This window comes from Nocardia sp. Root136, from assembly GCF_001427185.1.
Lineage (GTDB): Bacteria > Actinomycetota > Actinomycetes > Mycobacteriales > Mycobacteriaceae > Nocardia > Nocardia salmonicida.
On record NZ_LMFE01000011.1, the window covers coordinates 88,487 to 109,177 of the forward strand.

Genomic DNA, 20,691 nt, shown 5'->3' on the forward strand with positions numbered 1-20,691 from the left:
TCGGTGGGGTATCCGTACCCGGATCAGGCTCGCACGCTGCGAAGGTGCGTAGGCCGATCAGTCGGAGAAGGGACCCCTGGAAATTAAAGGGGACCCCGCGCACCCGGCAGAGCCCGTTGACCCTTGCTGCCTTCCGGCCCTGGGGGAGTTCACAGGATGCTCGCCGCGCGGGATCCGTCGGCCAGTGTAGCGGTAGTTCCGCCTACTAGCGATTCCGGTCTTCGAACAGCAGGTCGGCGGCCCGGGTGAGTACTTCGACGCGAGTGCGGCCCTCGTGATCGGCGGCGAGGAAGTGACTGCCGATGGTGGCGCAGAAGGCGAGCAGGCTCCTGGCTTCCACCTCGTCGGGATCTTCGCAGAACACGCCGATTGTCTCGCGCAGCAACGCCATTCGCTTGTTGTCGACGCGGCGCAGGCGTTCGGCGACGTCGTCGTCGCGGCGAGCCCAGTCGCGGATCGCCAGGTCTATCGGGAGCAGACGATGGCTGGAAAACGTGAGCAGCCCGGCCACGCGCGCCTTGGTCTTCGGGTCGAGTCCCGCGTGCTCGACGTGGTCGAGCACCTGGTCGGTCGCCTCGCTCTCCCACGCGTCGAGCATCGCGGTGAGCAGTGCGTCGCGGTCGGCGAAGTAACCGTAGAACCCGCCCTTGGTCACGCCGATGCGTTTGGCCAGCGCCTCGATCCGGACCGCGTCGACGCCCGAGGACGCCAGCACGGCCAGACCTTCCTCGACCCATCTGATCCGGGGAGTTCGCGCGGTACCCACGACGTGTTCCACCTCATATCCATCGACGACGACCACACCCGGCCAGTCGATACTCGAGTGTACGCAGCCGTATAACCGCCGCCCCGACGGTGACGCTGGCTACGATCTATCCGATATCGGCAGCGGGGGGTTCCGGTTCCCCATGACTGGAGAGGGGGCCCGCTCGTGACCGGCCCGAATCAACAACCATCCGGCGACGGTGTGCCGCCGTCCGATCCCACTGTCGCGTGGTGGGAACGACCAGGCGAAGGCGCAGGTCAGAACCCCGCACAAGCCGACCCGACCGTGCTGCGCGGCAATATCGGCGCGCCCGGCCCGTACACCGCACCGCCCACGCCGTATCAAAGCGGCGCGAACCCGCAGCCCTATACCGCCCCACCCGGGCCCTACCAGAGCGGCGTGAACCCACAGCCGTACCCGCAGCCGCAGCAGTACGCGCATCCGCAAGCGGGCGCCTATCAGGCGCCGCAGCCGCAGTGGGGTGCGCCACCGCCGCGGCCGCCCTCGTCGGGCAACAAGGCGGTGTGGTGGATCGTCGGCGGCGCCATCGTCGCGGTCGGCGCGCTCGTGATCGGGTTGATCGCGTTCACTGCCAACAAGGTCGACGACAACCCCTTCGGACCCGATCCGGACAAGTGGGCGGGCAGCTACGTCTACAAGGACGGCAAGAACGCCTGCGACCTGGTCGATCTCACGGTGCTGAACCAGTGGTCGTCCACCCGCGAGACGACCACCCACACCGAGCGCGGACCGTCGGAGTACATCGGTGGCGGCTCCTACGACTGCGACGCAAAGAATAAGGAGACGGGCCGCAACGCCAACGACGCGAGCCTGGGGCTCGAGGTCGAGTTCAAGACCGAGAGCGAGACCGAGTCCGACTATGCGCGCTGGAAGGGCTACGACACCAAGACCACCGGCAAGGACTACGACCACGGCCCGGTGAGCGGTCTCGGCACAGAGGCGTACTACGCCAGTGAGCAGCACACCTACGGTTCCATCCCGAGCGATTACTCCGTCGTGGTGGCCGCGCACGACAGCAATATCTCGGTGAAGGTGGAGATCGAGGTGTCGACGATGCGCACCGTCGACAAGGCGGCCATGCGCACCGCCGCCGAGACGCAGGTCCGCAAGGTGCTGGCAGCTTTGAAGAAGTAGCAGGTCAGAACCCGTCGCAGGGGGCCGGTTTGGCATCGACCCCCTGCAACCCGCTATGCTGCTCCACGGAGGATTCGCCTAGTGGCCTATGGCGCTCGCCTGGAACGCGGGTTGGGTTAACGCCCTCAGGGGTTCAAATCCCCTATCCTCCGCAACAGCAGGGCCCTGATCGGTTCGCCGGTCGGGGCCCTGTTCGTTTAATCGGTGGATCTGTCAGTGGGCTTCCGTAGAGTGAGCCCCGATGGTGCGGGAGACCCCCACCACACCCATATACCGTCGTCGCCGCCCCAAAACTAACGTGCGTGCCGACACAGTCCAGTGGGTACCCAACCTTCGCGCCGGTCCGAGTTGGGACCGCGCCGATCGATGCCGTGAGCGGCGTCGATCGCACAGAAATCAGAAAGTAAACGACGAAGTGAAGACATCACCTGAAACGAGCATCGGGCGCGACGCGTCCGGGCAGATCCGGCTGATGCTGCGTGACCGCACAGCCACCACCGGGCCGATCGACGGCGCCTGGTGGCCGCGAACCGACCAGCCGATGACCGAGTTGCACCAGTTGGTGGCCGCGGTCGGACCGCGGATCGGCAAGCTCGCCCGGCTCGGATTCGACTGGACCGCCGGTGAATCCGGCGACAGCACAGCCCGCACCGACCAGGCCGCGCGCATCATGCACGTGGTCGGCAGCAACGGCGCCGCGCTCGCGCTGCTGGTCATCCCCGCGGCCACCGAGGCGCCCGCGGCCCGCAGCCAGATGCGTTGGGCGGCAGGCAAGCCGCGCATCCAGGACCCGGCGCCCGCCGACACGGCGGCCGACGGGCCTCGCACCCTCGTGCAGATCTAGCCCACCCGCGTACCGGTCCGTTCACCGGTCGCTGGTGTAGGTCGGATCGAAGTCGCGTGGCGCACCGCGGCGGCTCAGCAAGCGGTCGAACCATTCACCGAGAATGACGCCGGCGGCCAGCGCGCAGCCGACACCGAACGCACCGAGGATCTGTCCGAAACCGAGCAGCGTTTCGTCCTCGAGCAGGGCGTACAGCCCGCGATACACCTTCAGACCTGGCAGCAACGGTGTGATTCCGGCCGCCGCGACGACCAAGGGCGGGGTGAGCGCGCGACGCGCCATCAGACCACCGGCGAGACCGATCAGCGTCGCGGCCAGGCCCGCAGCCACCACCGGCCCGAAGCCGATATCCTGCGCGCCGAGGAAGGCCAAGATGCCGCCCGCGCCGCTGAGCCCGGCCGCGACCAGCGCCCGCCGCTCGGCGTAGCAGGCCAGCGCGAACGCGATCGCCGCGACGGCACCCGCGATCAGTTTGATCGGCAGATATTCGATGTCGCGACCGGCGCTCGCCGCGATCTCCGGCACCGCGATCCCCATCATCGTCGAAATACGCAGCGCCAAACCGATACCCGCGACGATGCCCGCGGTCATCATCACCACTTCGAGCATGCGGGCCGCGGCGGTGATCGGCGCGCCGGTGATCGCGTCCTGTACCGAACCGACCAACTGCAGACCCGACAGCAGCACCGTGATCCCCGCGGCCACGATCAGCGCGGCATCGGCCCGCCAGTGCTCACTGAACGCGGCGAGCGCGATGGCAGGGGCGGCGGCGATGACACCGCCGATCATGTGCTGGAAGAACAACGGCAGACCGAGCTGATGCAGCACCCGGTTCACCACATCGATCACCGCGGTGGTCGCGAAACTGATGGCGGCGAGCATGAACCCACCACCGAGCAGCACCGCGATCGCCGCAGCGAGCAACGACCAGCCCGCCGTCGACACCCAGCGCGGATAGGGGTGCCGTGACGAGATGAGCTCGTCGAGGGCGGCGTGCGCCTGGTCGACGGGGACGATCTGGCTGCGGATGCGTCGGGTGAGCCGGTCGACCGCGGCCAGTCGGGTGAAGTCGAGCGAGCGATACTTCACCACCCGCATATCGCTGGCCGGCGGCAGTCGCGGGCCTCGGTCGGCCCAGATACGGATCGCGTCGAAGGTGACGTCGATATCGCAGCTGTTCAAACCGTAGGTGGAAGCGATGAAACGGACCTGCGCGGTGGTGTCGCCGACACCGGTGCCCGCCGCGAGCACGACCTCACCCACCCGCACCGCAAGGTCGAGTACCTGCGACACCTCGGCGTCGTCGGCCAGATCGATCGGTTGCAGCGGGGTGGGCGCGGCGACGATATTGTCGGCGGTGGCGCGCTGCGACGGCAGCACGAACGGTCGGCGCAACCGCCACCACCGGCGGCGCAGACCTGGGCGTTCGATAATCGTGGCGCCGTCGCCTTCCGCCAGGGGGTCCGCACTCATACCTCGACGGTAACGGCGATCGCAGCGCCTTCGCCGTCTCGCAACCAGTTCGTCAACGTGTCGGGCCTGCTGACCTGGAGTTCACCCTCAGATGTCGTCGATCAGTCCGGTGCTGTAGGCCGTCGCGGCCAGGTGCTGGAGGCAGCGAGGACCACAGCCATTGTGCTGAGTCAGCACGAAACGGGCCTGCTGGAGCGAAGAAATGGAAGAATCGGCCACACAGTCGGCATGTGCGGCGCGCCAGTGGTCTTCGTGACGGAGGACGGCGGCCCGCGATGTCGGCGGGTCTGGTGCGGATGTGTCCGGCAGGGTGTGACGGGAGGGGCAGGCTATGGAGGCGATGACTGTATGAACACCGGGACGGGGAAGGTGATCCAGGAGCGGCGCAGGCTGCTCGGGCTCTCGCAGCCCGCGCTGGCCACCGCGATCGGGGTGAGCTCGCGCCAGATCACCAGGTACGAGTCCGAAGAGCAATCGCCGACGCTGCCGGTCGCGGTCCGCTTGGCCGACGCGCTGCAGGTCTCGCTGGCGGAGCTGGCCGGCATCGTGGACAACCGCGTCGACCTGGCGGGTAACTGGTGGGCAGCCTGGCAGAAACCGGCGAACCACCCGGACGAGGTCGAGGTAGCGGCGGTGACCATCCGGCACGAGGGCGACCATCTGATGCTCGACTCGGCCCCCGAATCGCCTGCGCCTGAATCGGATCCGATCACCCAGGTGCGTGGCGAGATGCGAGTCTGGGAGGGCGAGGCGCTCACCGGCTGGGTCCGCGGCATGGATATCGCGTTCCCGATAGGCACCATCTACTACTCGCTCCATCCCCAGGGTGCTCATGCCGTCGGCTCGTGGACGACGAAATCGGGCCCCGACGGCCTGGTGCGCGGCTGGAGCGTCCTGGCGCGGGAGAAGTCCGACGCCGAAAAGCTTCTGGCGGAAATGTTGCGCACCGACGGCAGTGTCGAATCGTGGCCCGGCCCCTCTCGCTCGGCCTGAAGCCGCCGCCGGATCTCGGCGACGCTCGGACGCCCGTCGTCCTCGGGCGGCAGAAGTAGTAGGTAGCGGCTCAGCGCCCCGAATACGAACAGCCCCAGAGCAATCCACAGAAAAATCTCCATCGGTTCCCCTCCGAACGAGTCAGTGCTTGCACGAGTGGCGCGGTATTGTGGCTTCTGAGCCGCCACGAAAAGTATGGTCGCCGTCAAGACCTTTTGGACAGCAAAAAGCGTCTACAAACGTCTACAGTTCTCTACGATGAGTCCATGTCCAGTCGGGGCGAGCAGGGGAACGGCATCGTCGGAGCTCGGTTGCGGCGACTGCGGGAAGAGGCGGGGTTGTCACTGGCCGCGTTGGCCACTCGCGTTCCGTACAGCAGGGCGGCGCTCGGTCACTACGAAACCGGTGCGCGAGCAGCATCTTTCGAGGTGATCGCCTGGTACGAGCGGGTACACGCGCAATCGAGGCCCGCGCTACCCGGCACTCGCCGACGTGATCCGCGAGCCGCCGACGCCGCACTCGCGGCGGCGATCGCCGCCGCGCACCGGACGGGCCCGCTCATCGAGATCGGGCGACCACACCAGGGAGACAGCGGAACCGGGTACTTCTGCCCGTTCCGCATCGACGGTGTGCTCGAGGGCGAAGCCGCGGGAACCGATGCGGCGACGGCTGTGCGCTCGGCGCTGCTCGCGGTGGGCGCCGAGCTGAACCGGGCTGGAAACAGCACCGCCCCCGGACGAATTCGGTGAAACCGGGCGCTCAGCGGTGCGCGGCGACCACCCGGTCGAGCGACTCGGCGAGCAGTTGCAGGTAGTGGTCGGGATCGGGCACCACCCGTGGATCGGAATGCACGGACAGCGTGATGGTTTCACCGATTCCGTGGACCCCGTGGGTGAGGTGCATGACGCTGCCGAGAGCAGGGAAACCACCGGTGAACAGGACCGGGCCACCGGCGAAGGCGAGGTCGCCCTGGCCGCGATAGACGCTGGAGACGACGGTGTTGCCGTCGAGCGTCGCGGGAACGTCGTCCAGGTCGGCGCGTTCGACATCACGCACCGCCAGGACAGCGGGGACCACCTCGCCGACTCGATCCTGCGCGGAGAGCAGCGGATTGAGCGCCCGTTCACGACGGGTGGCGAGGTCATCGGCGATGAGATTCGCGCGCAGACGCAGGTCGGGTTCGTCGATATGCAGGTCGATGGACAGTCCGCGGTAGTTGTTGCGCGCCGTGCTCGGCGCCGGAAGAGCCATCGGTAGCGCCGTCCCCAACCGTTCCGGTCGCTCACCGCGCTCGGTGAGGTAGTCGACCAGCGCGGACGAAATCGCCGTCAGCGCAACGACAGTGACGGTTTTGCCCGGAATGCGGAGGTCGTCCACATCGACGACCAGCATTCGCACCGTGTGGTCGGCAACCGGGGAGGCCGGGTTCAGCGCACTCGGCGCGAATCCGGGTGCGGCCGCCGGGACTTCGCCCGCGGCCGTCCGGTCAGCCAATTCCCGCTGGGCCAGGTACGCGGCCCGCCCGCGCCACACTGTCGCGGCCAGCTGTCCGGGAAAGCGCAGCACTCCAATCACTCTCGGATCTACCCGTCGCGCAATCCATCCACAGGGTTGTCCACAGGAATCCACAGGCGGTGTGGAAGTTTGGGCAGGTCCGACCGGGTGATATGCCGAGTTATCCACAGGCGCACCGGGTGTGCTGTGGACAACAGCTTCATCCACAGCCGTCCCGAAGAGTGCTCGCGCGATGGCGGCGGCCCGGGTGCCGTCGGCGAGTGCGTGCGAAAGTTGCAGCACCACCACCACAACGGGCCCCGTCGATCGCGGGGCACCGTGGACAGCCCGGAAAACATGGATGCGCCATGGGTATTCGGTCGCGACGACACGGGTACCCAAGAGTTCGCCCAGATCCGCGAGCAACGCCTGCCACGACAGGCCGTCGGGGCGGTGGTGAGTGAATTGCTGGGACGTGAATTCGACCGGAACCCAGCGCGGATAGCCGAGATCGCCCGGTATCTCCTGTAACCGGATCCGCAGATCCGGAATGCGTACGGCACGCGCGGCGACGAAATCATGGAGTTCGTCAGTGGCGGTATCGGTTTCGGCGAAAGAGTAGAGCAGGAACACGTCGTTGGCGGTGCGGCGTGACAGCCAGTACATCGTCGCGTCACGCGCGGCCATCGTGGTCATCCGGCCACGATAGGCCAAACCTCCGAGGTCACTGAGAAGGCCCCGAGTCCGCTCGACTCGGGGCCGGTGTTGCCCATTCGAGATGCATCTCGCGGCTCAGCCGCGCGCGAACTCTCCCGCGGTGACATCCGAGAGAAAGGCTCGCCACTGCCCTGGACCGAAGGCCAGCACGGGTCCGCGGCCGCGATCCTTGGTGTCGCGAACGGCGATATCGCCGCCGGCGAGAAAGGCTACTTCGACGCAGTTCCCATCGGGTCCGCTGTAGGTGCTCTTCCGCCACACAGCATCGGTCACATCAACTTCCACGGCACTTGCTCCTTTGGTCCATCGAGAAGAGGGGATAACTCCTGGAATCGTTGCAACATTCCGAAATCCGGCGCGACCGATGAGTTACTTCGTGGCACACAAGGCACTGCCACACGGCGCGCGCAACTGACCGGCACGAACCAGCGCATCGAGGCGTTTCCGCCTCCGGGGGCTGCCCCCGCGGAAGAAACACTAGCAGGTCTTCCGCAATGTTGCGGAAGAGAATTTGCTTTCCCATATCGTTTTGCCAAGCTTGCGAAGCTTCACGTTTGCGGGGGCATTGCCAGCCCCTCTTACCCATTCCCGATCCGGTTGACACATCCCGATTTACTTCCATGTGATTAGTCCGTGATACGTCAATTTCTCGAGTGTCCCAACAGCCACATGAGCACCATCGAGGACAGACGTGGATCATGGGGGGATGATCTCCCGTGACCGTGATGCCGCAGGTCGTGCCCATAATGACCGTCCCCGCGACCGACTCGGCCGACCGCTGCCTCCCGGCAGTGCCGGAGTCGCCCGAATTCCCGACGATCTCGAGCTCGGGCCCCAGCAAACTCTGGCCTTCGCTCAGCAACTGCTGGACGACGGATTGGCATTCAATGCCCACGAGGTATTGGAGGCAGCGTGGAAGAACGGGCCGGTTGCCGAACGGATGCTCTGGCAGGGACTGGCCCAATACGCCGTGGGGCTCACCCACATCCAGCGGGGCAACGCCAAGGGCGCGGGTACTCTGCTGCGCCGCGCGAGTGAGCGGCTCGAGTCCTATCCGGCGAATGCCCAGCAGCACGATGTCGACCGCGCCGGGCTCGTCGCGCACGCGCAGGAGCTGCTCGTCGCGCTCGATACCGGTGACGCCATCACCGAGGAACGGCTGCGGACGCGGCTGTGCCGAGAGCCCACCTAGGATCGAGGGGTGCCAACCAGTCGAGGCGCGGGCCGCTACGCGCCGAGCCCTTCGGGCGAGCTGCACGTGGGAAACCTGCGTACCGCGGTGCTCGCCTGGCTTTTCGCGCGAACCTCGGGGCGCGAGTTCCTGATTCGTGTCGACGATCTGGACCGCGTTCGTCCCGGCGCCGCGCAGCGCCAGCTCGACGACCTCGCCGCGATCGGTATCGATTGGGACGGCCCGGTGGTCTACCAATCCGACCGGCTGCCGGTCTACGCGGCCGCTGTCACCGAACTCACCGCGGCCGGACGCACGTATGAATGCTTCTGCACCAGACGCGAAATCCAGCAAGCCGCCACCGCACCCCACGGACCCATGGGCGCCTACCCCGGCACCTGCCGTCAGCTGAGCGAGGCCGAGCGCGCGGCCAAGCGGGCCGAAGGGCGCACCGGCGCAGTGCGATTGCGGGCCGAGGTCACCGAGTACGAGATCACCGATCTGCTGCACGGCCGATATCGAGGCGCTGTCGACGATTTGGTGTTGCGTCGCGGCGACGGTATCCCCGCCTATAACCTCACCGTCGTCGTCGACGATGCCGCCCAAGGTGTTGACCAGGTGGTTCGCGGTGACGACCTCCTGCCGTCCACCCCGCGCCAGGCCTATCTCGCGGAACTGCTCGGACTCACCGCTCCGACCTACGCCCATGTACCGCTGGTGCTCAACGAAGAAGGCAAGCGGCTCGCGAAACGTGACGGGGCCGTGAGCCTTTCGGATCAACGCGCCCTCGGTCACACTCCCGAGGACGTAGTGGCGGCGATCACGGAGTCCCTCGGATATACCGTGCGGACCACTGCCGAACTACGCGAAGTTTTCGACCCCGCACGCATCCCTGAGAAACCGTGGATACTCGAGCCTATCGGGTTGTTCCGACCAGAGGGATGTCCGTAACGTACGCATTGACCGATCTAGAAGATCAATACGAGGACTGAGATTATGACCAGCGGTGGTTACGACCCCAACCAGTACCCGCAGGGCGGTCAGCCCGGCGGCTACGGCCAGGACCCCTACGGCCAGCAGCAGCCGCAGCCCGGCTACGGCCAGCAGCAGCCGTACGGCCAGCCCGGACACGGCGGCGCACCCCAGCCCGGTTACGGCCAGCCGGACCCGTACGGTCAGCAGCAGCCGGCCTACGGGCAGGACCCGTACGGTCAGCAGCAGGGCTACCCGCAGCAGGGCCAATACGGTCAGCCGCAGGACCAGTACGGTCAGCAGCAGGGCTTCGGCGGCGTGCAGTCCGCGGATCTGGGAATCCGGATCGGTGCGCGTCTGATCGATTACCTGATCGTCGGCATCCCCGTCGCGATCCTGCTCGGGCTCATCGTCGGCAGTGGCACCGGCGGCCAGATCGTCACCAGTTTGATCTTGTCGCTGGCCATCTACGGTTACTTCGTGGCCATGGAGGTCACGCAGAACGGTCAGACACTGGGCAAGAAGATCCTCGGTCTGCGCGTGCTCGCACCCGGCGGTGCGCCGAGCCTGACGCCCGAGCAGTCTCTCAAGCGCAACCTCTTCACGATCGTCGGCCTGATCCCCTGCGTCGGCGGCCTCGTCAGCCTCGGCCTTGCCATCTACATCATGGTCACGATCAGCAACGACCCGAACAATCAGGGCTGGCACGACAAGTTCGCCGGCGGCACGCAGGTCGTCAAGGGCTGATTTCCCTTCACCTGACGAAAACAACAGGGGCGCTTCCGGAATCCGGAAGCGCCCCTGTTGTGTTTCGACGTCAGTAGGTCGTGGACGAATCCAGGCCACCAGCGATGCCGAGCACTACGAAGAACAGGATGTAGAGGATCCAGCCCACGATCGCGGCGACACCGATCCAGATGCCTGCCTGCGCCATGCCCTTACCTTCGCCGCCGCGCTCCTTGATCTGGTTGAGCGCCATCACGCCGAGGATGATGCCGACGATCGCGCCGAGGCCACAGCTGCACAGGCCGATCAGCGAGGAGACCAGCGCGCCGATCGCCAGCCCGTTGGTGCCCTGCGGCTGCGGGTACTGACCGTACGGCTGATAGGCACCCGCGGCCGGATAACCGCCGTAGGCAGGAGGCTGCCCGTAAGCGGGCGGCTGCTGCGGATATTGCGGCTGGTTGGGCTGCTGGTACTGCGGCTGCGACGGTGGCTGCTGCGGGTACTGCGGCTGCGAGGGTGGCGGCGCCGGCTGCTGGGGATACTGCGGCGACGACGGGTAATTGGAAGGCTGCGACGGCTGGGCGGTCGGATGCTGCGGCACCGAACCCGGCGCGCCGGACTCCGGAGACACGCCGGAGCCGCCGTACTGCTTCCACCACTCGTCGGAATCGCCGGGATTCGTCATTGCTACAGGGTATTCCATCTGTGTCTTTTGAGCGCTGGCGCGCTCGAGTCGGGGCCCTTCGGGCCCCCGATCTTCCCTCCCTCCGGGTACTCCTTCGTCGCACCCTCCACTCAGTCCAGATCGGGGCGTTTGCCGGGTCCGGGTGGTGGGCGGGGTGTGTCTTGGGAGAATGGGGGCGTGACTGATACAAACTCGCTCGACAAACCAGCTGAATCTGGGCACCCCGCGCCGGAACATGCGGCATTCGCCCAGGTTGCGCGGGGGTTCTATCCGGTAATCGTCGCCCTGTTCACCGCGACGCTGATCATCTCCAACATCTGTGCCACCAAGGGCGTGGAGTTCTTCACCGACAGTTCGGTGATGCTCGGCCCGATCCAGATCCTGCCGATCGCGACCGACGGCGCCTTCTTCCTGTTCCCGCTGGCCTACATCCTCGGCGACGTGCTCAGCGAGGTCTACGGCTTCCGCGCCACCCGCCACGCCATCTACACCGGTTTCGGCGCGCTGCTGCTCACCGTCGGCTGCTTCTATATCGCCATCCAGCTGCCCCCCGCCGGCTTCTACGAGAACCAGGAAGCCTTCCGCACGGTCCTCGGCACCACCCCCCAGTTGGTACTCGCCGGTCTCGCCGGCTACTTCGTCGGCCAGTTGCTCAACTCGGCCACCCTGGTGCTGATCAAAGAGCGCACCAAGGAAAAGCACCTGTGGGCCCGCCTGATCGGTTCCACCGTCGTGGGCGAGTTCGCCGACACCCTGATCTTCTGCTCGATCGCCGCCACCGCCATCGGCATCAACACCTGGCAGTCGTTCATCAACTACGTCATCGTCGGCTTCCTGTGGAAAACCCTGTGCGAGGTACTCGTCATGCCGATCACCTACCGCGTCATCGCGATCCTCAAGAAGACCGAACCGACCTACGCCCCGGCGAAGGTCGACGCCCTGCACGACTAGTTCGCGGTGCCGGCGGCGGATCGGAAGGTCCGCCGCCTACTCCCCCGGCACCTTGATCCGCCCTCGCCACTGCCCCAAGAACTCCTTCTTGAACTCATCGAAGTACCCGCCCTCGATGCTGGCCCTGATCCGATCGACGAGCCGAATCGTGAAGCGCTCGTTGTGAATCGTGCACAGCGTCGCCGAGAGCATCTCCTTGGCCTTGAACAGGTGATGCAGGTAGGCGCGGGTGTAGTGCGCGCAGGTGTAGCAGTCGCAGTTCTCGTCGATCGGCGTGAAGTCCCGACGGAACCGCGCGGTGTTGATATTGAAACGACCCTCGTCGACGTAGATCGCGGCATTGCGCGCCACCCGCGACGGATTGACGCAGTCGAAGGTGTCCGCCCCGTTCTCGATCGCGGTGAACATGTCCTCGGGCTCACTGATTCCCAGCATGTGGCGCGGTTTGGACTCGGGCAGCTCATCGCAGCACCACCCGACGGTCGTGCCGAGATTGTGCTTCTCCAGGGCGCCGCCGATGCCGTAACCGTCGAATTCCGTTCCGCCGCTGCCCCGGATCGTCTCCAGCTCACGACAAGCCTTGCGCCGCAAGTCTTCGTACTGCGCACCCTGGATCACCGCGAACAGCGCCTGGTACGGCCGATGACCGCGCGCGGCGGTGAGCCGTTCGTGTTCATCGATACAACGCTGTGCCCATTCGTGCGTGCGTTGCAACGACTTCTCCTGATAGCCGCGGGTATTCATCAAGGTGGTCAGCTCGTCGAAGGCGAACATGATGTCGGCCCCCAGCTGGTGCTGGATCCCCATCGACACCTCGGGCGTGAATCGGTGCTTCGAACCGTCCAGATGCGAACGGAAGGTGACCCCGTCGTCGTCGACGGTGGCCAGCCGCTCCTTGCCCGCCGCGATCACCTGGTCGGACCGGATGTCCACGGCCTCCATGGCAAGGACCTTCTTGAACCCGACCCCCAGCGACATCACCTGGAACCCACCGCTATCGGTGAAGGTGGGTCCCGGCCAGTTCATGAACTTGCCGAGCCCACCCGCGTCGTCGACCACATCGGCGCCGGGCTGCAGGTACAGGTGATAGGCATTGGCCAGCAGCGCCTGTGCCCCGATCTCCTTCATCGTCTCCGGCAGGACAGCCTTCACCGAAGCCTTCGTCCCCACCGGGATGAAAGCGGGCGTGGCGATCTCGCCGTGTGGGGTGCCGATCACCCCGGTCCGACCATGCCTGCCCCCGTCGAGACGGGTGCCTACTTCGAAGGAGAACTCGCTGCTGTCGGCCACGGCCCCATCGTGCCAGGGCGAAGACGGCGGTATTACTGAGCCGCCGCGAACTGGGCGTTGTACAAGTTGTAGTACGGTCCGCGCTCGGCGAGCAGCCGGTCGTGGGTGCCGTGTTCGACGATGCGACCCTTGTCCATCACGACGATCAGATCCGCGTCTCGAATCGTCGACAGCCGATGCGCGATCACGAAGCTGGTGCGATCGCGACGCAGGGCCGCGGTGGCGTGCTGGACCAGCGACTCGGTGCGGGTGTCGACCGAGCTGGTCGCCTCGTCCAGGATGAGGATCGACGGCTTGGCCAAGAACGCGCGGGCGATCGTGATCAGCTGCTTCTCGCCCGCGCTCACCCCGCCGCCCTCTTCGTCGATGACTGTGTCGTACCCGTTGGGCAGCGAGTGCACGAACCGGTCCACGTAGGCGGCGCGGGCCGCGGCCTGGATATCGGCTTCGGGGGCCGTCGGGTTGCCGTAGGCGATGTTCTCGCGGATGGTGCCCTTGAACAGCCATGTGTCCTGCAACACCATGCCGATGCGGGAGCGCAGGTGGTCGCGGGTGATGGTGGTGATGTCGACGTCGTCGATCGCGATGGTGCCCGCGTCGAGTTCGTAGAAGCGCATCAGCAGGTTCACCAGGGTGGTCTTGCCCGCGCCGGTGGGGCCGACGATGGCGACCACGTGACCGGGATCGGCGACCAGCGAAAGCCGTTCGATGACAGGCGTTTCCGGGCTGTAACCGAAGGACACCGCTTCGAACTCCACCCGCCCGCGATCGACCGGGCGCGAGTTCTCCACCAGCGGATCGGGACTCTGTTCCTCGGCATCGAGGATCTCGAAGATCCGCTCCGCCGAGGCGACGCCGGACTGCAGCAGGTTCGCCATCGCACCGATCTGGGTGAGCGGCTGACTGAACTGGCGCGAGTACTGGATGAACGCCTGGACGTCGCCGAGCGACAGGTTGCCCGTGGCCACCCGCAGCCCGCCGATCAGCGCGATGAACACGAAGTTCACGTTTCCGAGGAACATGATGGCGGGCATGATCAAGCCGGAGATGAACTGCGCTTTGAAGCTCGCGTCGTAGAGCTTCTGATTGCGGTGGTCGAATTCCTCGCCGACCTCACGACCACGACCGAACGCGGTGATGATCTCGTGGCCGGTGTATGCCTCTTCCACCGAGGAGTTCACCTCGCCGGTGAACTTCCACTGGTTGACGAAGTGCGGCTTGGATCGCTTGGCGATCTGCGCGGTGACCACGATCGCGGCGGGCACGGTGAGCAGCGCGATCAGCGCCAGCAGCGGCGAGATCCAGAACATCATGATCAGGATGCCTGCCACGGAGAACAGCGAGACCAGCAGCTGACTCATCGTCTGCTGCAAGGTCTGCGAGATATTGTCGACGTCGTTGGTGACACGGCTGAGCACGTCACCACGTGGTGCGGTGTCGAAATAGCGCAGCGGCAGCCGGTGCAGCTTCTGCTCCACGTCGTCGCGCAGCCGCTTCACGGTCCGGTTGATGGCGATATTGAGCAGGTAGCCCTGCAGCCACCCGAACACCGCGGCGGCCACGTACAGGGCGAGCACGAGCATCAGCACGCGCCCGACAGCGTCGAAATCCACGCCGGTGCCGGGGATCACGTTCATCGCCGAGAGCATGTCGGCGCGGGTGGTCTGGCCCTGCTCACGCAGCAACTCGATGGTCTGGTCCTTGGTGAGCCCGGGTTCGAGCTGCTTGCCGACGAAGCCGTCGAACACCAGGTTCGTCGCCTTGCCGAGCAGATACGGGCCGAGCGTATTGAGCACCACGGAGGTGATCACCAGCGCGACGATCAGGCCGACGGTGAACTTCTCGGGAGCCAGCCTGCGCAGTAGTCGCTTCAGCGACGGTGTGAACGACTTGGCCTTCGTTCCCGGCGCTCCGGGAACGGGTCCACCTGGCCTCATCGGGCTTCCTCCACGCTCAGCTGGGACTCGACGATCTCGCGGTACTCCGAGCAGCGCTGCATCAATTGGTCATGGGTACCGATGCCCGCCATCGCGCCGTCTTCGAGCACGACGATCTGGTCGGCATCGCGAATCGTCTGAATCCGCTGGGCCACGATGATCACCGACGCGTCGGCGGTCTCGGGCTTCAGCGCGGCACGCAGCCGGGCGTCGGTGGCGACATCGAGCGCGGAGAAGGAATCGTCGAACAGGTAGATGCGCGGCCGGCGCACCAGCGCGCGGGCGATACACAACCGCTGGCGCTGACCGCCCGAGACCGTGGTGCCGCCCTGGGCCACCGGAGTGTCGAGACCCTGCGGCATCTCACTCACGAAATCGGCCGCCTGGGCGACCTCGAGCGCGTGCCAGAGTTCTTCGTCGGTGGCGTCGGGCTTGCCGTAGCGCAGGTTGGTCGCGATGGTGCCGGAGAACAAGTAGGCCTTCTGCGGCACCAATCCGATCTCACCCCGCAGGAGTTCGAGGTCGAGGTGGCGCACGTCGGTGTCGCCGACATAGACCGCGCCGTCGGTGACGTCGATCAGGCGCGGGATCAGGTTGATCAGTGTGGTCTTGCCCGCGCCGGTCGAACCGACGACGGCAGTGGTGGTACCGGGCGTGACCTGGAATCGGATACCGCGCAGCACCGGCTTCTCCGCGCCGGGGTAGGCGAATTCGGCGAACTGCATGTCGACCGTTGCCGGGTCGCCCTTGAACACCTGCGGCAGTCGCGGCGGGCGAACCGAGGACTCGGTCTCGAGCACCGCGCCGATCCGATCGGCGGAGACCGCCGCACGCGGGGCCATCATCGCCAGGAACGAGGCCATCATGACGGCCATCAGGATCTGCATGACGTAGGACAGCATCGCGGTGAGCGAGCCGATCTGCATCGTGCCGTTGTCCACATGGTGACCGCCGAACCAGATCACCCCGACGGCGGTCAGATTACTGATCAACATCACGGTGGGGAACATCAACGCCATCAGCTTGCCGACGCGCAGCGAAGCATCGGTGAGTGCGGTATTGGCCATTCCGAAGCGCCAGATCTCCTGCCGCTCACGCACGAACGCGCGCACCACCCTGATGCCGGTGATCTGCTCGCGCAACACCCGGTTGACGCTGTCGATCCGGGCCTGCATCTCCCGGAACCCCGGCACCATCTTGGTCACGATCGTGCCCATGGACAGCGCGAGAAGGGGCACCGCGATCAACAGCAACCACGACAGCGCGAGATCCTCACGCAACGCCATGATGACGCCACCGACGCACATGATCGGCGCCATCACCAGGATCGTCACCGACATCACGATGAGCAGTTGGACCTGCTGGATATCGTTGGTCGAGCGGGTGATCAGCGACGGCGCGCCGAACATCCCGACCTCCCTGGCCGAGAACGTCTCCACCCGGTGCAGCACGCCACCGCGCATATCCCGACCGGCGCCCATCGCCGCCTGCGCGCCGAAGTACACCGACGCCGACGAGGCCACGATCTGCACGCAGCTCACCGCGAGCATCCACAGACCGGTGTTCCAGATGTAACCGATATCGCCCTTGGTCACCCCGTTGTCGATGAGGTCGGCGTTGAGACTGGGCAGGTAGAGCATCGCGATAACCGAGATCAGCTGGAGTACGAGGACACCCGCCAGCTGAGCGCGGTACGGGGCCAAGTAGGTCCGCAGCAGGGTGATCAACATGATGGACGAAGGCTACAGCGCGTCGATGACCCGCGCCTCGTACTTTTACCAGCCCTGTGGATAACTCTCAGCCTGTGGATAACTCAGGCGCCTGCCGGTGTGCGTGGTTCACGACGCGCCCACGCGCCGGGGTCGGCGACCAGCTCACCGATGAAATCGGGCAGTCGGTCGGCGGCGATATCGGCGATGGAGACGTTCTCCAGCACGGCCCGGATATTGACCCGCAGCGCGATCCACACCTGCTGCAACGGTTCCGCCGCACCGGGATATCGGACGTCTTCGGGCCGCTGCCCGCGCACCGACGCCAGCGGCGACTCCACCGCGCGGATCACATCGGCCACCGAGATCTCCGTCGCCGGCCTGCCGAGGCGATACCCACCGTCGGGCCCTCGCCTGCTCAGCACGAGCTCGGCGCGACGCAGTTCGGCCAGCACCGTCTCCAGCACCTTCGGTGGGATCTGCGCGGCGGCGGCGATGGCCTCGGACTTGACGACTCCATCGGCCGCAGCGAGCTCGAGCAGCGTTCGCACCGCGTAATCGACCCTGGCGGTGATATGCACGGTGTCGAACTTACGCGGTGCTCCTGGCGGGAGCGGTCAGCGGCCGGAGGCGGTAGCGAAGCGTCACCACGCAGGCCGCCCGCTCACGCCGAATTGATACAGCCGGTCAGTACGCAGGTTGCCGCGTCGAGCAGAGTCCTCTCGACCATCTCGTCGGTGGCGCCCGGCGCCAGCTCCGAGGACAGCAGCGCCACTCCGAGCACCTCGATGGCGGCGGCGGCGCGCAGCATCGAGTCCTGGGTCGGGTCGGGTCCAGCCAGCCACAACCGCAGCTCACGGGTGGGTTCCATCAGGTCGGGGTAGCGGTCGGCGATGGCGTTGACGATGGCCGCCGTATCGCGCACGCAGAGCGCGCCCGCGGCGCGGTGGCGGATCATGCCGCGCAGATAGGTGCGCAGGACGGCGCGGATACCCTCGTCGTCATAGGGCACGGCGTCGATGTCTTCGACGATGTCGCGCATGTGATCGATGATCGGATCGATGATCGCGAGGAGCAGATCGAGCTTCGAAGCGTAGTGGTAATAGAGAGAAGCCTTCGTGATTCCCACCACATCCGCGACCTCGCGCAGGCTCGTCTGCTCGAAACCCTTGGCGGCGAACAGCGCGACCGCGGCATCACGGATCGCCTGTTTAGTACCCCCACCTGCGGTGACGGGCTCGGCGATGTCTCGGGCGGGCATGGCGGCAATCCTCCCATGATTCGGTGTGACGCATCCGGAGCTCCCGATATCGAGGTTGCTCCTCCACTTATCTCCTAGGTAGTCTACCTACCGCACGGTAGGCAGAAAACGATGTTGTGGAGGCGGGTCCCGCAGGGGTGGCCCGCGAGTGCTGTCTACGAGCCATGCCACCCACCCGTTCTTCGCGCTAGGAGCACCCGCGTGTCCGTATACCTGTACAGATGGGGAAAGTTCGCTTTCCGCCGTAAATGGATTGTCTTGCCGGTCTGGCTACTGCTGTTCGTGCTGCTCGGCGGCCTCGGCGCCACGTTGAGCAAGCCGATGTCCAACGACTTCAGCATGCCCGAGCTCCCGTCGGCGCGCGCCAACGAGATCCTCGACAAGCACTTCGAGGGCATGTCGGAGCAGTTCTCGATGGATGCCGTCACCGGCACCTACGTGATCGGCGCGCCGGAGGGGCAGAAGCTCACCGATCCGGCCAACCGGGCCGCGATCGAGGCGTTCATCGCCAAGCTCAACGACCTGTCGATCGTCGATCACGAGAAGAAGCTGACCAGCCCGGTCGCAGCCACCGAAGAGATGGGCTGCCTCGCCGCCCCTGACCCGTCGAAGTGCTCGTCCGCCCCGCTCAACGTGCTGAGCGAGACCGCACCCGACACCGTCGGCGTGCTCAGCGTTCCGTTCACCATCAAGGCGGTCACCGATGTGACCGACACCGAGCGCGACGCCGCCTTCGATGTCGGCACCGAAGCCCGCAATGCCGGACTCACCGTCGAGCTCAGCGGCTCGATCGCGATGAAGCAGGAACAGCCGAGCGGCAAGTCCGAACTGATCGGCATGGGTGTCGCGCTGATCGTGATGGTGGTGGCCTTCGGCGCCATCGTCGCCGCGGTCGTGCCCATCATCACCGCCATCGTCGGCCTCGGCGCGGCGACCTCGCTGATCATGCTCGGTACCTCGGTGATGGAGGTGCCCGGCTTCACCACCTTCCTGGCCTCGATGATCGGTATCGCTCTCTCGATCGACTACGCGCTGTTCATCGTCTCCCGGTACAAGCACGAACTGGCCGTGCGTGATTCGGCCGAAGAAGCCGCGGGCACCGCGCTCGGCACCGCCGGTTCGGCCGTGGTGTTCGCCGGTCTCACCGTCATCATCGCCCTCGGCGCGCTCGGCATCGTCGGCGTGGAGTTCCTGACCTTCATGGGTCTGGGTGGCGCCATCGCCGCCGCGTTCGCCGTGCTCACCGCCGTCACCCTGATGCCCGCGCTGATGGGCGCCTTCGGCAAGTCGCTGTTCAAGCCGAAGCTGCCGATCGTGGCGCAGCACGATCCCGACGACGAGAACTCGATCACCAACGGTCAGCGTTTCGCCAAGGTGATCGCCAAGGCGCCGTGGGTCGCGCTGATCCTGTCGGTGCTCGTGCTCGGTGCGCTCGCCGCGCCCGCCGCCGGTCTGAACCTGGGCCTGCCCGGTGACGACAGCATGCCGAAGACCTCCACCATCCGTAAGGCCTACGACCTGCGGACCGAAGGCTTCGGCGAAGGCAGCAACGGCGTCCTCATGGTCGCCGCCGACCTGAGTGCGACGCCCGAGGCCGAGCGTAAGGCCGCGGTCGGTGCGCTGCGGGCCAAGCTCGAGTCCTACGAGGGCATGGATTACGTCACCGAGCCGGTGTGGAGCAAGGACAACCAGGGCGCCATGCTCAACGGTGTCCCGAAGTCCGGTCCGAACAACCAGGACACCAAAGATCTGGTCGCCGAAGCACGTGGCGCGGAAGCGGATCTGAACGCGCAGTACGGCATGGCCTACGGCATCACCGGCACCACCGCCATCTACGCCGATGTCGATCACGTGCTGCTCAGCAAGATCCTGCCGTACCTGGCGATCGTGGCAGGTGCCGCGTTCATCCTGCTGATCCTGGTGTTCCGCTCGATCCTGGTCCCGCTCACCGCCGCGCTCGGCTTCCTGTTGTCCATGGGCGCCACCTTCGGCGCGACCGTGCTGATCTTCCAGCAGGGCAAGTTCGGCCTGATCGAGGATCCGCAGCCGCTGGTCAGCTTCCTGCCGATCATGTTGATCGGCTTGGTGTTCGGCTTGGCGATGGACTACCAGGTGTTCCTGGTGACCCGCATGCGCGAGGAATTCGTGCACGGCAAATCGCCCAAGGACGCGATGGTCTCCGGCTACCACCACGGTGCTCGCGTGGTGACCTCGGCCGCGATCATCATGATCTCGGTGTTCGGCTCCTTCATCCTGGAAACCGACGTCACCGCCAAGTCGTTCGGTTTCGCGCTGGCCGCCGGTGTGGCGATCGACGCGTTCATCGTCCGCATGATCGTCGTCCCCGCGCTGCTGGTGATCATGGGCAAGTGGGCCTGGTGGATGCCGAAGTGGCTCGACCGCGTCGTGCCCGATATCGACGTCGAAGGCGCGAAGCTCGAGCAGCTGCGCAACGAGACCGTCGAAACGGTGAAACACCCGGTTTCGGTCGGCTGATCCGTCACTGAACCGAACGGCCCCGCAATCCGCTACTGGATTGCGGGGCCG

The 20,691-nt window shown here is 66.0% G+C and carries 19 protein-coding genes, 1 tRNA gene and 1 other RNA gene; 10 read left to right on the forward strand and 11 right to left on the reverse strand.

Features of this window, described 5'->3' with window-relative positions; all coding sequences use genetic code 11:
• Nucleotides 1–84: 84 nt before the first annotated feature.
• An RNA gene (gene ffs / locus ASD42_RS33530) (signal recognition particle sRNA small type) lies at nucleotides 85–179 on the reverse strand.
• A 26-nt stretch (nucleotides 180–205) separates the two neighbouring features.
• Nucleotides 206–778 (reverse strand): TetR/AcrR family transcriptional regulator, encoded by a 573-nt coding sequence (locus ASD42_RS28045; RefSeq protein ID WP_056822738.1) that lies wholly within the window; start codon nucleotides 776–778, stop codon nucleotides 206–208.
• 153 nt (nucleotides 779–931) lie between these two features.
• Here ASD42_RS28045 and ASD42_RS28050 point away from each other — a divergent pair, with 153 nt between their 5' ends.
• From ASD42_RS28050 to ASD42_RS28060, 3 genes are all read left to right on the forward strand, one after another.
• On the forward strand, nucleotides 932–1,921 hold the full coding sequence (locus ASD42_RS28050) for a hypothetical protein (protein WP_056822049.1): 990 nt from the start codon (nucleotides 932–934) through the stop codon (nucleotides 1,919–1,921).
• Nucleotides 1,922–1,988: 67 nt separating this feature from the next.
• Nucleotides 1,989–2,073 (forward strand) — tRNA-Ser (locus ASD42_RS28055).
• A gap of 263 nt (nucleotides 2,074–2,336) precedes the next feature.
• On the forward strand, nucleotides 2,337–2,765 hold the full coding sequence (locus ASD42_RS28060) for a DUF5994 family protein (RefSeq protein ID WP_056822051.1): 429 nt from the start codon (nucleotides 2,337–2,339) through the stop codon (nucleotides 2,763–2,765).
• 21 nt (nucleotides 2,766–2,786) lie between these two features.
• Here the strand turns inward: ASD42_RS28060 and ASD42_RS28065 are convergent, their stop codons facing one another.
• Complete coding sequence (locus ASD42_RS28065) at nucleotides 2,787–4,238, reverse strand: threonine/serine ThrE exporter family protein (protein ID WP_082843790.1); 1,452 nt, start codon at nucleotides 4,236–4,238, stop codon at nucleotides 2,787–2,789.
• A 348-nt stretch (nucleotides 4,239–4,586) separates the two neighbouring features.
• Here ASD42_RS28065 and ASD42_RS28070 point away from each other — a divergent pair, with 348 nt between their 5' ends.
• Nucleotides 4,587–5,231, forward strand: coding sequence for a helix-turn-helix domain-containing protein (locus ASD42_RS28070; RefSeq protein ID WP_056822053.1), 645 nt, complete (start codon nucleotides 4,587–4,589; stop codon nucleotides 5,229–5,231).
• A 266-nt stretch (nucleotides 5,232–5,497) separates the two neighbouring features.
• On the forward strand, nucleotides 5,498–5,980 hold the full coding sequence (locus tag ASD42_RS35485) for a helix-turn-helix domain-containing protein (RefSeq protein ID WP_056822056.1): 483 nt from the start codon (nucleotides 5,498–5,500) through the stop codon (nucleotides 5,978–5,980).
• A 10-nt stretch (nucleotides 5,981–5,990) separates the two neighbouring features.
• Here ASD42_RS35485 and ASD42_RS28080 read toward each other — a convergent pair whose 3' ends face one another.
• Nucleotides 5,991–7,421 (reverse strand): WS/DGAT domain-containing protein, encoded by a 1,431-nt coding sequence (locus tag ASD42_RS28080; protein ID WP_056822058.1) that lies wholly within the window; start codon nucleotides 7,419–7,421, stop codon nucleotides 5,991–5,993.
• Nucleotides 7,422–7,517: 96 nt separating this feature from the next.
• Entirely contained in the window at nucleotides 7,518–7,727 is a 210-nt protein-coding gene (locus ASD42_RS28085) for a DUF397 domain-containing protein (protein WP_056822060.1), read from the reverse strand.
• A 421-nt stretch (nucleotides 7,728–8,148) separates the two neighbouring features.
• Here ASD42_RS28085 and ASD42_RS28090 point away from each other — a divergent pair, with 421 nt between their 5' ends.
• The 3 genes from ASD42_RS28090 to ASD42_RS28100 are packed head-to-tail and all read left to right on the forward strand — an operon-like array spanning nucleotide 8,149 to nucleotide 10,332.
• On the forward strand, nucleotides 8,149–8,634 hold the full coding sequence (locus ASD42_RS28090; protein WP_056822063.1) for a DUF309 domain-containing protein: 486 nt from the start codon (nucleotides 8,149–8,151) through the stop codon (nucleotides 8,632–8,634).
• A 9-nt stretch (nucleotides 8,635–8,643) separates the two neighbouring features.
• Nucleotides 8,644–9,564 (forward strand): tRNA glutamyl-Q(34) synthetase GluQRS, encoded by a 921-nt coding sequence (gene gluQRS / locus ASD42_RS28095; protein WP_056822065.1) that lies wholly within the window; start codon nucleotides 8,644–8,646, stop codon nucleotides 9,562–9,564.
• A gap of 45 nt (nucleotides 9,565–9,609) precedes the next feature.
• Nucleotides 9,610–10,332, forward strand: a complete 723-nt coding sequence (locus ASD42_RS28100) for an RDD family protein (protein WP_056822068.1) — start codon at nucleotides 9,610–9,612, stop codon at nucleotides 10,330–10,332.
• Nucleotides 10,333–10,402: 70 nt separating this feature from the next.
• Here the strand turns inward: ASD42_RS28100 and ASD42_RS28105 are convergent, their stop codons facing one another.
• On the reverse strand, nucleotides 10,403–10,996 hold the full coding sequence (locus ASD42_RS28105; protein ID WP_056822069.1) for a DUF4190 domain-containing protein: 594 nt from the start codon (nucleotides 10,994–10,996) through the stop codon (nucleotides 10,403–10,405).
• A gap of 177 nt (nucleotides 10,997–11,173) precedes the next feature.
• On the opposite strand from ASD42_RS28105, the gene ASD42_RS28110 reads away from it, so the two are divergent.
• Nucleotides 11,174–11,947, forward strand: coding sequence for a queuosine precursor transporter (locus ASD42_RS28110; RefSeq protein ID WP_056822071.1), 774 nt, complete (start codon nucleotides 11,174–11,176; stop codon nucleotides 11,945–11,947).
• 36 nt (nucleotides 11,948–11,983) lie between these two features.
• On the opposite strand, the gene tgt is transcribed toward ASD42_RS28110, so the two are convergent.
• The 5 genes from tgt to ASD42_RS28135 form a co-directional block, all read right to left on the reverse strand.
• Nucleotides 11,984–13,237: a tRNA guanosine(34) transglycosylase Tgt gene (gene tgt, locus ASD42_RS28115; RefSeq protein ID WP_056822073.1), complete on the reverse strand. Its 1,254-nt coding sequence runs from the start codon at nucleotides 13,235–13,237 to the stop codon at nucleotides 11,984–11,986.
• Between the two features lie 32 nt (nucleotides 13,238–13,269).
• Nucleotides 13,270–15,174 (reverse strand): ABC transporter ATP-binding protein, encoded by a 1,905-nt coding sequence (locus tag ASD42_RS28120; protein WP_056822075.1) that lies wholly within the window; start codon nucleotides 15,172–15,174, stop codon nucleotides 13,270–13,272.
• Entirely contained in the window at nucleotides 15,171–16,904 is a 1,734-nt protein-coding gene (locus ASD42_RS28125; RefSeq protein ID WP_056822078.1) for an ABC transporter ATP-binding protein, read from the reverse strand. Before ASD42_RS28125 ends, ASD42_RS28120 begins: the two co-directional genes overlap by 4 nt.
• A gap of 83 nt (nucleotides 16,905–16,987) precedes the next feature.
• Nucleotides 16,988–17,464 carry an RrF2 family transcriptional regulator gene (locus ASD42_RS28130; RefSeq protein ID WP_056822080.1) on the reverse strand — a complete coding sequence of 159 codons (477 nt, stop codon included), beginning with the start codon at nucleotides 17,462–17,464 and terminating at the stop codon, nucleotides 16,988–16,990.
• A gap of 83 nt (nucleotides 17,465–17,547) precedes the next feature.
• On the reverse strand, nucleotides 17,548–18,144 hold the full coding sequence (locus tag ASD42_RS28135) for a TetR/AcrR family transcriptional regulator (RefSeq protein WP_056822082.1): 597 nt from the start codon (nucleotides 18,142–18,144) through the stop codon (nucleotides 17,548–17,550).
• A 201-nt stretch (nucleotides 18,145–18,345) separates the two neighbouring features.
• On the opposite strand from ASD42_RS28135, the gene ASD42_RS28140 reads away from it, so the two are divergent.
• Complete coding sequence (locus ASD42_RS28140) at nucleotides 18,346–20,640, forward strand: MMPL family transporter (protein WP_056822084.1); 2,295 nt, start codon at nucleotides 18,346–18,348, stop codon at nucleotides 20,638–20,640.
• Nucleotides 20,641–20,691 lie beyond the last annotated feature (51 nt).